General features: G+C 57.2%; 10 protein-coding genes. 9 read left to right on the plus strand and 1 reads right to left on the minus strand.

Going from position 1 to position 14,349, the window contains the following annotated elements; all coding sequences use genetic code 11:
• The first annotated feature begins 1,642 nt into the window (after nt 1–1,642).
• The 9 genes from rfbB (at nt 1,643) to IPP35_09815 (ending at nt 12,206) form a co-directional block, all read left to right on the plus strand.
• A complete protein-coding gene (rfbB, locus tag IPP35_09775; GenBank protein ID MBL0059379.1) occupies nt 1,643–2,677 on the plus strand; it encodes a dTDP-glucose 4,6-dehydratase in 1,035 nt (344 codons plus the stop codon).
• Nucleotides 2,674–3,990: a UDP-glucose/GDP-mannose dehydrogenase family protein gene (locus tag IPP35_09780; GenBank protein MBL0059380.1), complete on the plus strand. Its 1,317-nt coding sequence runs from the start codon at nt 2,674–2,676 to the stop codon at nt 3,988–3,990. Before rfbB ends, IPP35_09780 begins: the two co-directional genes overlap by 4 nt.
• Nucleotides 3,991–4,420: 430 nt before the next feature.
• Nucleotides 4,421–6,076, plus strand: coding sequence for a thiamine pyrophosphate-binding protein (locus tag IPP35_09785; protein ID MBL0059381.1), 1,656 nt, complete (start codon nt 4,421–4,423; stop codon nt 6,074–6,076).
• Nucleotides 6,016–6,279 (plus strand): hypothetical protein, encoded by a 264-nt coding sequence (locus tag IPP35_09790; GenBank protein ID MBL0059382.1) that lies wholly within the window; start codon nt 6,016–6,018, stop codon nt 6,277–6,279. The genes IPP35_09785 and IPP35_09790 overlap by 61 nt, the downstream gene beginning before the upstream one ends.
• Nucleotides 6,280–6,607: 328 nt before the next feature.
• Nucleotides 6,608–8,032: an ABC transporter substrate-binding protein gene (locus IPP35_09795; GenBank protein ID MBL0059383.1), complete on the plus strand. Its 1,425-nt coding sequence runs from the start codon at nt 6,608–6,610 to the stop codon at nt 8,030–8,032.
• Complete coding sequence (locus tag IPP35_09800) at nt 8,029–8,442, plus strand: hypothetical protein (GenBank protein ID MBL0059384.1); 414 nt, start codon at nt 8,029–8,031, stop codon at nt 8,440–8,442. The genes IPP35_09795 and IPP35_09800 overlap by 4 nt, the downstream gene beginning before the upstream one ends.
• A 13-nt stretch (nt 8,443–8,455) precedes the next feature.
• Nucleotides 8,456–9,388, plus strand: a complete 933-nt coding sequence (locus IPP35_09805; protein MBL0059385.1) for a transporter — start codon at nt 8,456–8,458, stop codon at nt 9,386–9,388.
• A gap of 245 nt (nt 9,389–9,633) precedes the next feature.
• Nucleotides 9,634–11,634 carry a hypothetical protein gene (locus IPP35_09810; protein ID MBL0059386.1) on the plus strand — a complete coding sequence of 667 codons (2,001 nt, stop codon included), beginning with the start codon at nt 9,634–9,636 and terminating at the stop codon, nt 11,632–11,634.
• Between the two features lie 80 nt (nt 11,635–11,714).
• The gene (locus tag IPP35_09815) at nt 11,715–12,206 is read left to right on the plus strand and encodes a transporter (GenBank protein ID MBL0059387.1); all 492 of its coding nucleotides are present in this window, start codon (nt 11,715–11,717) and stop codon (nt 12,204–12,206) included.
• A 40-nt stretch (nt 12,207–12,246) separates the two neighbouring features.
• Here IPP35_09815 and IPP35_09820 read toward each other — a convergent pair whose 3' ends face one another.
• Nucleotides 12,247–14,322: a ThiF family adenylyltransferase gene (locus tag IPP35_09820; GenBank protein MBL0059388.1), complete on the minus strand. Its 2,076-nt coding sequence runs from the start codon at nt 14,320–14,322 to the stop codon at nt 12,247–12,249.
• Nucleotides 14,323–14,349: the final 27 nt, after the last annotated feature.

Consider the following 14,349-nt stretch of genomic DNA (forward strand, 5'->3'; position numbering starts at 1 on the left):
TCGGCCCTTTTTCGGGTCAAAAAGAGGGTCACCGTGAGCCATATCCGCGCCGCCGCCGAAAACACGCCGATCTTTTATTTGCCGTTTTACACCCATTCCTTGGAAGACCACCGATGGACCTACACGGTGGATCCCGGCAACAGCGCTCGGAACGGCTATTTCGCGAAAAACGTTTTCACCTATCCGGTGGGCGGTTACTCCCGGGCGAAATTGATGTGGGATTATTACTCCGAGGCCGGCAATGGGTTCGGCGCCGAGTTCACTTATTCCACGGCGAGCGTGCGGGGGTCCCTATCGGGTTACCAAATTAATGACCGGATCGACGGGACCCGGCGCTGGAACATTCGGGCGGCCCATTGGCAACAGTTGAATTCCCGGTGGCAGGTTCAATCTCATGTGGCCATGCAGAGCGACCAGGACGTGAACAACGAATATCTCGGGGACGATGTTCAGCGCACCCGCCAGTTGGGGGAGTCGGACCTGGCTCTGACGCACGCGGCGTCCTGGTACACGGCGCGCATTTTCAGCTCCCACGACCGCGCGTTGGACCCGACCCAAAATCGATATGTCACCTCTCAAACGATCCTTCCCCAAATCGGATTTCAAACCAGGGCGTTGAAACTCGGGAAATCCAACGCCTATTTCAATTTCAACGGGAATTTTCGAAACCAATACGACCGTCCGGAAGCCAACCCTCCGAACACGGACCCGATCCTGCCGGGAAAGGATTCCTACCGGCAATTCGCGGACGGGTTGGGCCGGCTCAGTTGGCGGTTGCCTTTGACCAAAAACATTTCACTGGAACCGACGGCCGCTATTTCGGAAAGCTGGCAATCCGACCAGGAAACGGCCACCGAATTCATTCCCGATGACGTGACCATCGGCAAGGGGTCCACCGGGCTGAATTTGCGCCAGAGGGTGACGCCGTCTTTGGATTTTGATTTATCCCATCTCTACCGCGTGCGGTGGGAACCGAACAGTTTCACGCGCGATCGCACGGCCGCCGATCAAGGCTTGGAACAAAACGGAATGAACTTTTTCGCCTCTTATCGCCCGTCTTCGGCCCTGTGGGGGCGCGCCGGCACTTTTTATGATTTTCGGGATTCGCCTTCGCTCGGCTACACCACCCCCCGCCAGCGCTTCACGCCCCCGTCCATCGAGGTCGGGGTCAAACCGCGGCGATGGTTTTCGGCCTCCGCCCGGGAAACGGTTCAACTTTATCCGGCGCGAAAGCCCCAATCCACCCTGTTTGATTTCAAGTTGGGGCCCGACGAGATGGCCTTTTTTTCAACCGGCTTTAGCTATAATGTGGGACGCTCGGGCGAGCTCGATGTCAACCATGGAGCGGCGTTTCAGCTCACCCCCGGATGGTGGCTGTCCGGCGACCTGCACTACACGGCCATGGGTCCCGGCGGAATTCAATACAACAAAACCGAATTTAAGGAGAAAAATCTGGTGGTCCGGCGCGATTTGCACTGTTGGGTCCTGCGCGCGACCTACCGGGAACGGCCGGGCGTCAACGAAATCTACTTTCGCCTGGACTTGAAAACCAACATGGAACTTCGAAAAAGCAGGGCGAGATCGACGAAAAACAGTTCTACCCCGGTCGGGATACCCGCGGGGACGATTAGGAGGATTTCGCATGAAGCTTTTAGTCACCGGCGGCGCCGGGTTTATCGGGTCTCATTTCGTGCGGTATTGGCTGGAGAACCATCCGGCGGATTCCGTCACGACCTTGGACAAGCTGACGTATGCCGGGAACCTCGACAACCTGGCGGGGGTCCTGAAATCCCCGCGCCATCGGTTCGTCCGGGGGGACATCGGCCATGCCCCGACGGTGAAACGTCTTCTTCCCGGCATCGAGGCCGTCGTTCACTTCGCGGCGGAAACCCACGTCGACCGCTCCCTCTTGGACGCCGACCCGTTTCTTCAGACCAACGTCCAGGGGACCTACACGCTGGTCCACGCGGCGCGGGAGGCGGGCGTTCGGCGGTTTCTCCACGTGTCGACGGATGAAGTCTACGGGTCGGTCCCAAGGGGAAAATCCCGGGAAGACGCGTGGCTCCGTCCCACCAGCCCTTATGCCGCTTCCAAGGCCGCGTCGGACCTGGTGGTTCTCACCCAGTGGCTCACTCACCAATATGGGGTGATCGTCACCCGGTGCACCAATAATTACGGCCCGCACCAACATCCGGAAAAGTTTTTGCCGCTCTTCATCACGAACGCCATCGATGGAATTCCTTTGCCCCTGTACGGGAAAGGGCTGAACGTCCGCAATTGGATCCACGTCTTGGACCACTGCGAGGCCTTGGACCGCGTGTTGGCGCGCGGCCGGGCGGGGGAGATCTACAACATCGCGGGCCCGGGAGAGTTTAAGAACATCGACGTGGCCCGCCGTCTTTTGAAGCTCCTGGGCCGTCCGGCGGATCTGCTGAATTTCGTCCAAGACCGCCCCGGCCACGACCTTCGCTACGCGCCGGACATCGCGAAAATCCGACGGGAACTGGGGTGGCGCCCCCGGCGCCCGTTCGAAGCCGGTCTGGTCGACATGTTGGATTGGTATCGCGCTCACGAAAACTGGTGGCGGCCCATCAAGACCCGGAAGGGGAGTTTTCAAAACTATTATAAAAAGCAATACGCCGCGCGCCTGGCTCGCCCAACGAAAGGAAAAATATGAAAAGCAAAAACGTCGCGGTGGTGGGGAGCGGGTATGTGGGGCTCGTCACGGGAGCCTGTCTGGCGGAGATCGGGCATCACGTTTTGTGCGTCGATTCGGACAAGGGAAAAATCCAGACCCTAAAAAAGGGCGGACTTCCCATCTACGAGCCGGGCCTGGCCGAAGTCGTCGCCGCCAACCGCAAAGCCCGCCGGCTGAATTTCACCCACCGCTTGGAAGAGGCCATGAAGACCGCCGAATATGTGTTTATCGCCGTCAACACGCCCCCGCTTCCGAACGGCGAGGCCGACCTCTCTTTTGTTGAAACCGTGGCCCGCCAGGTGGGGCACCTGCTTCGGCGCTACACGGTGATCGTGGAGAAATCCACCGTTCCGGTGAACACCGGCGACAAGGTCCGCCAGACGCTCTTGCTCCACGGAAAAAAAGACGTTCCCTTTGACGTGGTTTCTAATCCCGAATTCCTTCGGGAAGGCACCGCGGTCCAGGATTTCATGAAACCCGACCGCATCGTGGTCGGCGTGGAATCGTCCCGCGCCGAAACCATGATGCGGGAACTCTACGCCCCGCTCAAGGCGCCGGTGTTGGTGACGGACATCAAGAGCGCGGAGCTGATCAAGCACGCGTCGAATTCCTTTTTGGCCGCGAAAATCTCTTTCGCCAACGCCCTGGCCACGCTCTGCGACCGCGTGGGGGCGGACGTGACGCTGGTCACCCAGGGCATGGGGGCGGACCCCCGCATCGGCCCCGCCTTCCTGCGGGCCGGGATCGGCTATGGCGGATCTTGTTTTCCGAAAGACGTGAGCGCTTTCATCCATATGGCGGAAACCGCCGGCGTGGATTTCAAACTGCTCCGCGCGGTGCGGGAAATCAACGACCAAGCCAAGTTGTGGGCGGTGGACCGCCTGAAGAAATCCCTCTGGAACCTGCGCGGAAAAACCATCGCGGTCTGGGGCCTGGCGTTTAAACCCGACACCGACGATTTGCGGAACGCGCCCGCCTTGGACATCATTCGAGGCCTCCAAAACGAGGGCTGTCAGGTGAACGCCTACGATCCGGTCGCCATGACCAAGGCCCGGATCCAAATGAAAAATGTCCGGTTCTGCCGGGATCCCTACGATGCGGCCCGGGGCGCCGATGCCGTTTTGCTCGCCACCGAATGGAAAGAATTTCGCGACGTGAACCTCGCCAAGGTGAAATCACTTTTGCGGACCCCGGTCTTCCTCGACGGTCGAAACCTCTACGACCCCGCCGTCGTTTCCGCCCTGGGGTTCCAATACCATAGCGTCGGCCGCTCCGCCCCCTCCGGGTCCTGATCGTCCGCTCCCTTTTTCTCACCCCTCCAAAATAAAGCATGACCCCCGTCATGTTTTTTAGCCCATCATTGTTACATTAAATTTACAACTGATGATTGACACCTTTCGCCGCATGGGAATATACTCTCCCTAACAAAAGGCCTCCCCCTGGGCAACGCGGGGGGACCGAGCGAAGGGCGCTGGGAGGCGTCCGGAGCATGGCCTCCCGAGTTCCTTTCCGAACGCCGAGAAACGTAGGGTCCGCGGTATCAAAACCGAGGACCAGGCCCGTCCGGATACCGACGCCACAGGCGCCGGGAGGTCAACACGTGTTGCGTTGCGACTACTGGGATCGACTCCATGGTTCGAAGACCGCCGCTGTCGCGGTGACGCCCTTTCCACCCCCCCCTTCTAGTTCCCCGATCTTTCCGTTGCTGGACGGGTTCCTTCCATGAAGGCGAAAATCTCAAATCCGGGTGAAGTTCCGCCGACCCTTTATCGGCGACGGAGTTCCGACTTCGTACCCGTCTCAACCAACGGGACGGCGTCCCCCGCTCCGACGGTGCCGGCGGCGGCCACCCTTCCGGCGGTCCAGGTCCTGCTGGCGTATTTGGAGCAGGAAGGGGTCGATACGATTTTCGGGCTTCCGGGGGGGCCCCTGATGCCGTTCTACGAGGCGCTTTTCGAGCGGGGGAAAATCCGGTCCATCATCGCCAAGCACGAAGAAGGCGCCGCTTTCATGGCCGACGGCTACGCGCGGGTGTCGGGGCGCCTCGGGGTCTGTTGCACCACCACCGGTCCCGGCGCCACCAACGCGCTGACGGGAATCGCTTGCGCTTACCGGGACTCCGTCCCCGTCCTCATCCTCACCGCCCAAGTGGCCTTGGCCGCTTTCGGCAAGGGGGCCGCCCAGGAGAGTTCCCCCTTGGGTATCGATATTGTGGATATGTTCAAAGACGTGACCAAAGCCAGCGTCATGCTGATGATGCCGGATAAAATCGCCGACATGACGCGCCACCTCCTCCGCACCGGGCTCACGGGCCGTTCCGGGCCGATCCATCTCAGTCTCCCGGCGGACATGATGAAAATTCAAGTTCCGGCGGACATTCGCCCCCCTACTCAATACCGCACCCCTCCCGAACTTTTTGATCGCCGATCCGTGAAAGAGGCGGCGAAATTGATTTTGCAAGCCAAGCGTCCGGTCCTCCTGGCGGGCTATGGGGTCCATCTGGCCCGGGCCTACAGTGAACTTCGGACGCTGGCCGAGCGGCTGAAGATTCCCGTGGCCACCACGCAAAAAGGGAAAGGCGTTTTTCCGGAAGATCATTTGCTCTCGCTGGGGGTTTTCGGTTTCGCGGGGTCGCCTCAAGCTGACGCCGTCCTCTTGTCCGACGAGACGGATCTCCTGCTCGGCGTCGGCACCAGTTTCGGCGAGCTGGCCACCCACGCCTGGGACCCGCGCGTCGGAGCAAACCGGCGGATCTTGCAGATTGATGTGGATCCCCACGAGATCGGAAAAAACTATCCCGTGGATGTCAGTTTGGTCGGCAACGCTCTGCACGTGCTCAAGGAACTCAACTTTCAATTGGAGCGGGACATGCGGTGGTTGGATCAGGAGGCCGATTTCGGGCCTCGTTTGGCGGTGATTCGGGGCATGAAGGCCGCCACGCCCCGGTTCCTGGACGCCAAGAAGATGACCGACGACTCTTTGCCCCTCTTCCCGCAGAGGGTCATCGCCGAAATGCAGAACGCCCTTCCTTCGGACACGATTCTGTTCGTGGATATCGGAAACGTCATGGCCTGGGCGCTCCACTATTTCACGGTGCGGGAGCCGGGGGGATTCTTCATCAACATGGGGTTCGGGTCCATGGGCCACGGCGTGGCGGCGGCCATCGGGGGAAAGATGGCGGCGAAGGACCGCCCCGTGGTCGCCCTGGTGGGCGACGCCGCTTTCGCCATGAACGGAATGGAGGTTCACACCGCGGTTGAAAACGATATTCCTGTGATTTGGATCGTGATGAACAACGGGGCCATGGGATGGTGCATTTGGGCGAAACCCTCCAGTTCAAAGGCAAATTCTGCACCTCTCTTTTCAAACACCCGCTGAACGTGGCCCAGATCGCCGAGGCCGTCGGGGCCCAGGCGTTCCGGGTGGAGCGGGGCGGGGAACTCGAACAGGCGCTCCATCAAGCGCTTGAATCCGGACGTCCCACGGTCATCGACGTCCACATCTGTCCGGACGCCATCCCTCCCACCGGCATGCGCCTGGCCACCTTGGAGAGGTTTTTTTCTGGGAAGAACGACAAATGAGGGACTTATCGCAAACCGCCGGGACCCTCCGCGATGAATCCGATGGTGGCCGGTCGGCCGAATCCCTTTTCACCGCCAATGGTTCGCGTGCGAATCGGCCCCAACACCGTTCCGCCTCAAAAAACCAGTCAAATTATGGGAGCCGCCGTTAAATGGTTCCGACCGTGGAGGGAAACCCAGAATGGTAACCCGTAAACGATTCACCGGATTCCTTAAGTCTTTGAGGACAACCCGAATTTGTCGTCTCGCGGGGGCCTGTGGAATCTTCAGCGTGTTTGGACTGTTCCTGTTGCCCACGATTGGTTGGGCTAAGGGGGCCCCTCGGCGCGTGGTGGTCTGTGACGACAATATCGATCCGGGAACTTTGGATCCTCTTTATACCCTTTCAGAGAAAAAATGGACGCTTGTTTACCAGATGATGGAGGGCTTGGTGCGTTTTGACGCCGATGCGCACATCGTGCCTGTTCTCGCGGAATCCTGGGAACGGATCGATCCCCTCCGGTACCGTTTTCGTTTGCGTAAAAATGTGCGGTTTCACAACGGGGAAGAGTTTGACGCCGGAAGCGTTCAATACACCCTTCAAAAAATTCTTGATCCTGGTTCAAAATCTCCTCTTGCCGGAATTCTTTACACGATCGATAAAGTGGAGATCATCGACCCGTACACGGTCGAAATTGTGACCAAGTTCCCAGACGGTCTTCTTCTTCGTCGTTTTGCGGGATTGCTGGTTTTTGTTCCTCCGATGGACTACGGCACCCGGGGTTCCGCCGCCTTTGCGAAAAGCCCGATCGGAACGGGTCCATTCAAGCTGAAGCGTTGGGTTTCGGGAAAGGAAATTGTTATGGAGAAAAATCCGGATTACTGGGATCCCGCGCGTCCGAGCATTGATGAGTTGGTGATGCGGTTTCTTCCAAATGTCGACGACCAGCTGGCAGGCCTATTCGAAAGCACGGTGGACATCATGACGGAATTGCCTGGAACGTACACCCTTAAGGTGGCGGAGAATCCTCTCACGCAGGTGGTGAAAAAAGAGGCTCTCTACGCCGTGGGAGGCCATTTCAATACCGACATCCCCCCGTTTAACGACAAACGTGTCCGCCAGGCTGCTAATTATGCGTTAAATAAAGAGGAGTTCATCCGTTTCGATCTCCAGGGGAACGGAGAGCCTGTGGCGACGTTGGCGACCCCTGGCCAGACGGGGTATGACACCCATCTTCAACCGTATCCGTTTGACCTCGCAAAAGCCAAAGCCCTTCTTCGCGAGGCGGGTATTGCGACCCCCGTGAAGGTGGATGTGTTCCTGGTTCCCTTTGTTGAACGGCCGGCCCGCATTGTTAAGAAACAATTGGATTTGGCGGGATTTGATGTCCGGCTTCATATATTTCCAGAGGGAGAAGCGGTGGAGGCCTTTAAAAAAGGAACGTGGAATTTCGGGATGTCCACCTTTCCATCTCCAACGGCCCACGTGTCTTTTTCCGAGGGCCTCTTGTTCTACTCAAAATCTTTTTTCAGTATGCACCACGATCCCTCTTTTGATCAGGCGTTCGAGAAAGCCACAATGGTCTTGGACCCTAAAGAAAGCGAACTTGCTTTTAAAAACCTTGAAAAGAGGGTTCACGATGAAGCCCTGGGCTTGTTCCTTTACCGACGCATTAAAACCTATGGGGTTCGTCGGCGTGTCCTGTTTCGACCCTATCTTACGGGCATGCCCCACTTTGTGGACGCCGTTTCAATGTCGAACGAGGGACGGTGACTCGGTTTCTTCGCTCCGGTATCCCGGTCTTGGTCTTCATCGCGGGGGCTTTCCATTTTTTACTCGTTGGGGCGACGGTCAAATTTTTTCGTCCTTCGAGGGCGGGGGAGGCTTCTCCAGGGGATGTATTCATCGACCCGGTTCGCCGGGGGCTTATGCTGTTCGTCCTCGGATCCGGATTTGTGGTCATGCTGAACGCGCGAACCATTGCGGCGGGCGGGCCGTTGGCCGTCTCTCTGTGCTTCTTGCTCTCCTCGGTTTTTGCCTATCGTTGGTATGTCCAACTCTTTCAGTTTTCACGCTGTCTTCGTTTGGGGTCTTCCCGCTTTGTCCATCGGGTCATTGTTTTTACGTGCGGGTTCTCTTCCCTCGTCTACGGGTATACCGCCTTTGTCCTATTCGTTCAATAAGCCAGGAGGATTCATGATGGATTGCCGCGGAGCAGGGCCTCGAATCGTAAAAGCCATCGCCATTTATTTTTGTTTTTGGATGGGGTCCCTGTCCCTGTGGGGGTTTCAGCAACCCCCTCTCAACCTCAGCGCTACGACCTTCCTCGACGGCGGCGCTCCACGGGGCCTGTATTACTTGAACTATTCGATTTTCGTCGACGGGAATAAGGCGATGGATGGGGATGGAGATGTCATTCCGGGGGGAGCGCGCGTCAACGTGTTGACGCAAATGTCCCAACTCTATTACCACTCTTCGCTTCGGGTGTTGGGGGGGGACGCGGCGTTCATGGTGGCGGTCCCCCTCGTGGCCGTTACCGCGAAAGGCGACCTCGGTCCGATTCCCCTTGTTTCCGATACGGCGGGGCTCGGGGACTTCGTGTTTGGCCCGGCGCTTCATTGGGATGGCCAAACCCTTTTTGGGAAACCCGTTTTTTACCGGGCGGAGTTAACGATCACTCTTCCCAGCGGACGGTATAGCAAAGACGGGAAAATCGATGCCGGCTCCAACCTCACGACGTTTGATCCGTATGCCTCTGTTGTGTGGTTCTTTCAGCCGAAGTGGGAAACCAGTTGGCGTTTCTTCTACACGGTTCACTCGGAAAACGGCGACCACCCCCTGGGAGCCGTGAAGCCGGGCCAGGCGGCGCATCTCAATTACGCCGTTTCCCGGGAAATCTTTCCGAAATGGCGTTTGGGCGTGGCGGGATACTATCTTCAACAAACGACGGAGGACAAAATAAACGGGGTGAAGGTCCCGGACTCGAAAGAACGCGTGGCCTCCGCCGGGCCCGGCTTTGTCTATATGGGCCAAGGGCTCACTGCTATGTTCAGCTACCCCCTGGAGTTTTCCGTCCAGAACCGTTTCAAGGGGTCCCGCGCGACTTTACAACTCATTCATAAGTTCTAATCCCTTGTTTCGGCGATATAATTCAAGCCTGGGGACGGGAAGATGCTTTCCGTCCCCTAGGCCGCTATTTATTGGCCCGCGTCTTTGGCATCCAGGACGGATAAAATATTATTGAATGGTGGGCTTTCCTTGTGTATGATTAAATCCAGGCCTGGTGCTTCAGCGGTATGCCCTTGATTTCTCTCCTGAGTTCCATCCCTCCAGAACGAGCTTTTTTTGCATACAGCGCACTGCTGAATTCAATAATGGCGGTTATTCTCGTCGCCCTTGTCTTGACCAAAAGCAAACGGAAAGGACGAGATTGGGTTTTTCTTTGGTATTGCGCCTCCATCGCCTGGTGGAATGCTTTTTATTTCCTCTGGATGATTTCTACCAAACTCGGAACCGCAAGATTCCTCGTCGGGCTCTTAATGCTGGGTGCGCCGGTTTCGTCGGTGACGTTCTTTCACTTCGCCTCTCTTTTGGCAAATACTCGGAAGAATTATAAAAGGTCGCTACCACTGGCCTACACCGTGATTGGGTTTTTCGCGCTGGTGGGCCCCACCTCGTTAATCATCGCTGGCATGGGACCGATCATGGTCTTTCCGTTTTGGCCGAAACCTGGCCCTTTGTTTCCCTTTCAAGGGATTTCGTTCACGATATTGGTCCTGTTATCTTTTCGGGACTTATTCAAAGCCTTTCGTTCGACATCGGGCATTCACCGAGAACAAATCCGATATGTCCTCATTGCTTCCTTGGTCGCGTTTCCCGGTGGAATGTGGAGTTATTTACTTTGGTTCGGTGTGGAGTTGAAGCCCTACGGAAATATTCTTATTTTTATTCAAACAGCAACCATTGCCTACGCAATCCTCCGTTATCGGCTGATTGATCTCAATCTGGTGGCGAGGAATGCTTTGGTTTACGGGCTCTTCGCACTGATTTATTCAGGGCCTTTTCTGATGGTCGTCTGGCTCACAAAGTCCCTGCCCGTTGCATCTCTTATTGTGGTATTGGCGGTCCTATGGTCTCCTCTATTTTTTACTAAAATCCGGACTCTTCTAACCTCGGCGGTCGATGCCATCCCAATTTTTCGGGAACGGTATGAACGTTTTCGTTCCATGCAAATGTTTCTTAAGCGGTTGGATGGGGTGGGAACTGTAAGCGATTGGTCGGAACGCGTGGTGGAATTGGTTCTTGGTGTTTTTGGGCCGAAGTTCATCAGCGTCCTCGTCTGGGATGAGAGAGATCGGGCATTCCTCATCCGGTCGGGGCATGGTCTTCCCGAGGCAGAACGGGCGTTTCTGTCGCTCGCGGAGACGAGTCCCCTATTCTCCCATTTTACTAGGACACGCGAATTCTTGATCTCCGAAATGGTGAATGATCAATTTAATGAGGAAGAACGTGAAACCGCTGAGCACGACCTATCTTTTCTTCGGTCGGCGGTCAGCCTTCCGATTTTTCATGAAGGGCGTTTGACGGCAATCATCAATGTGGGATCCCTCCCCCATCATGGGATGTTCAATGAGCTGGAGTTGGCTCACTTGGGGAGTGTCGCCCAAGCAGCAGAGCATTCTCTCGCCGTGGCACTCAGCGGGCTGGCCAAACAGCAAACAACGGCTCTTTGGGCCCACGACCTTTTGAAACCTTTCACCGCCAAGGGAAGCGTGGAAGCCCTGAAATCATTGTTAGGCCCGTTAGATAGTTTGCCGGGTGATGGACGGCCGGTGCTTGAAATGGCTCTGGGCGATTTGGCTTTCGTGCGGGAAAACCTTAAGAACATTCTATCCCCGACCGAAACGACCTCTTTGAAAAGGGTCCTTTGCCCGCTAAGCGATGTTTACCGTCGATTGCGTCGGCGATTTCAAGACCAGGTAAAGGAGAAGGGAGTCTCTTGGCGCGTGGTGGAGCCCCCGGAAAGTCTCCGGATATTCTGCGACGCGGGAATGATCGAGCATCGAGTGTTGGGAAACTTGGTCGAGAACGCCCTTCGCATCACTCCCGCAGGAGGTGCTGTTGAGGTGCGGGGAGAATTTGTGGGCAATCAATTCATAGGGTCCGTCTGGGACGATGGGCCGGAAATTGGGTTAGAGGATCAGGCTCTTATTTTTGAGTTCGGAGGTCAGGGGAATAAAAGTGACCGTGGTTTAGCCGGGCTGGGACTTTTCATTGTAAAAAGTGTTGTCGAAGCTCACGGGGGCAAAGTGAGGGTGGAAAGCGATCCCGTCAAGAGAACCTGTTTTTATTTCGAGTTGCCGATCTCTTTTTAGCGTTTCCATCGTTCCAAGATTTCGCCCCTCGCCAAAAAGGGCACTTTGGTCCCGCGTTGGTGTGGAACGGCGGAACGCTTTTGGGCGGCCCGCTCTTTCAACGGGTGGAACTGCAGACCACCTTCCCGACGGGGAAATACGACAAGAACAACATGGCGAACCCCGGCTCCAACCTGACGACCTTTAATCCCTACTATTCCCTCGTTTGGTTGTTCGGGCCGAAATGGGAAACCAGCTGGCGATTCTATTACGCGGTTCACGACACCAACGAAGACGACCTTCGGGGTCCCATGAAGCCCGGCCAGGCCCTCCATTTCAACTACGCCTTCTCCCGGGAAGTCCTTCCCAAGTGGCGAATCGGTGTGGCCGGCTATTTCCTCCAACAATTGACGGAGGACAAAATAAACGGCGTGAAAGTCCCGGACTCCAAAGAGCGCGTGGCTTCCGCCGGGCCCGGCTTCGTTTATATGGGCCAAGGGCTCACCGCTATGTTCAGCTACCCCATGGAATTTTCCGTTCAAAACCGTTTCAAGGGTTCCCGCGCGACCCTCCAGCTCATCCATAAATTCTAACCCCCGGTTTCAGCCAGTCGTCCGGCCCGGGGAATCCCTGTTAGGACGGGGCGGTGAATTTGAGCAGGGCGGCCAGCGGGCGGCGGGGGGCTCGGGCGGTAACGGGGGTGAGGGAACGTCCCAAGCGGAACACGCAGGCGATGGTTTGTTCTTTCGGGACGGCCAAGAGGTTCCGCATTTCAACATCTTCCCGGAGGAACCTCTCGCCTTCCTTCGACGTCAAGCCTTCCCCCTGGTATTTCTTGCAGAGGTGGGCCATGACGGAATGGCCGATGACCGGTTGCAGGGTCCAGCCCTCTTTCGTGAGGTAGAGCCAAAGGCGCTGCCAAATCCATCCCATCCGCACATAAGTGATAGGGTCCGTGTTCGGGATGATGAAGGCCCCGAAGGCGGCCGACCGGCGATAAACTCGGAGCGCTCTCGCGGCCGCCAGGCGGGTGAGTCCCAGGGATTTAAACAGGCGGGCGACCCCCCAACGCGCGAGGAGACGGAGGCCGATGGCGTCCAGCGGATTCACTCCCAGGGTGGACAAGGGCAAGCCGTCCATGGTTTGGCCGGCCTTTTTGTCCGACCACCGTAACCAGCGGAAAAAGAAGGCGTGGAGGTTTCTGTGTCCGAGCATAAACGCCTCAAACGCGCTGTGGATGCGGGCCGCGGTCTGGATCTGGGCCGGACGGGTCAGGAGGTGGAGGCGAATTCCCCAAAGGTTTTCACCGTGTTCCATCAATTCTTTCTCGAAGCGTTGGGACATCCGCTCCTCGCGAAAGGGTCTCCGGTCCACCGCTCTCGTTCGAATGGCCCCCGCCAAGGGGGACGGCCGAAGGGGGCCCGGCCCAAAGGAGACACGGGCAACGGTGGACCCCAAATTCACCTTTTCCCATCGAGCCACCCAACCCCACTGTTCAGCGCTGAGCTCCATGTTGGCTAAACACATGCCCAGGGCCATATCACTGGCGATGTTTCCAACGTTCATGAATGCTTTGCTTCGGTTGATGTCTTCATGAACCAACAGGTTTTTCCCGTTCCACTCAAAGGAGAAGGGTTGGATGTTGTCCCCGGAAGGAGCCCAACGGGCGCTGTCGACGATGGCGGTGATCTGGGCCCCGGTGGGTTGGGAGCGGTCTGTGGCGGGGTACGGCACCGCCGGTTGGATCGGTTCCATCCGGAGGATCGGCTGAGAAGGGTTTTTTTTCTCTTCTTTTTTGCTGAGGACCCAGCGGTAAATCCGGGCCTTCAGTCTTTGTATCCAACCGCGGTTGCCCCACCGCAATTTTCCCTCCACCAATTTTCCTTTATAAGCGTCGAACTGATGAAAGTTCGGCGCGGCCGAAACGGTGCCCCGGCCCAGAAGAATTTTGAGGATCTCGGCCGCCGCCACGCCCGCGCACAGTTGAACCGCCAGGGCCATGGAGGGACCCCGGTGTTCCTCCAGATTAACATAATTTCTGTCCAGGTAAGACATTTGGGTCGCCCGGGGGGTTAACCCCAGAGCGAAAAGTAGGTATTTGTCTGATTTATGGCGCGCTAGATGGAAGGCGAAATAATCCCGCCACGACATGCTTCCCGGCCGAAAAACAAGCCAAGCGACGCTCATGCCGATGGGGCCGGCAGTGACGAGAGGAATGCCGCGCCGTTCGGCCTCATCGTAAAGCATTTCCCGGGCCTCCACCGCGAAAAAGTCGAGGCCGTCCACCACCACGTCCACGCCGTCCAGAAAGGCATCGACGTTTTCCCGTTGGACGCCGGTTTCAAATCGTTGGACCCTCGCCGTGGGGTTGATGTCCATCAGCTGTTCGGCCATCACGTCCACTTTCGAGCGGCCCACGCTGGAAACGGTGGCTCCGGCCTGCCGGTTAAAGTTTTGGATTTCAAAAGAATCAAAATCAGCGATATGAAAACCGCCAATTCCTGTCCGGGCCAGGGTGGTCAGGTGAACCCCGCCAACGCCGCCCAGTCCCGCAATGGCCACCACGCTCTTGTGAAGGCGGCGTTGCTCTTCGGGTTGAACCAAGCCCAGGTTCCGGGAATAGGCCTTGGAATAATCAAATGTTTCCAGGGAGTCCGCGGGGTTTATCGGTCCCCTCTGTGAGGCGTGCGTTCGTTCCAGGGTATCCATGGGGCATCTCCTTTGCTTCAACCTTCA

The sequence above is a fragment of the Elusimicrobiota bacterium genome (assembly GCA_016721625.1).
Lineage (GTDB): Bacteria > Elusimicrobiota > Elusimicrobia > FEN-1173 > FEN-1173 > JADKHR01.

Bases quoted from the DNA above. Each gene is read 5' to 3' on its own strand.
- rfbB (MBL0059379.1), top strand. From the start codon at position 1,643: ATGAAGCTTTTAGTCACCGGCGGCGCCGGGTTTATCGGGTCTCATTTC.
- IPP35_09780 (MBL0059380.1), top strand. From the start codon at position 2,674: ATGAAAAGCAAAAACGTCGCGGTGGTGGGGAGCGGGTATGTGGGGCTC.
- IPP35_09785 (MBL0059381.1), top strand. From the start codon at position 4,421: ATGAAGGCGAAAATCTCAAATCCGGGTGAAGTTCCGCCGACCCTTTAT.
- IPP35_09805 (MBL0059385.1), top strand. From the start codon at position 8,456: ATGATGGATTGCCGCGGAGCAGGGCCTCGAATCGTAAAAGCCATCGCC.
- IPP35_09810 (MBL0059386.1), top strand. From the start codon at position 9,634: ATGGCGGTTATTCTCGTCGCCCTTGTCTTGACCAAAAGCAAACGGAAA.
- IPP35_09820 (MBL0059388.1), bottom strand. From the start codon at position 14,322: ATGGATACCCTGGAACGAACGCACGCCTCACAGAGGGGACCGATAAAC.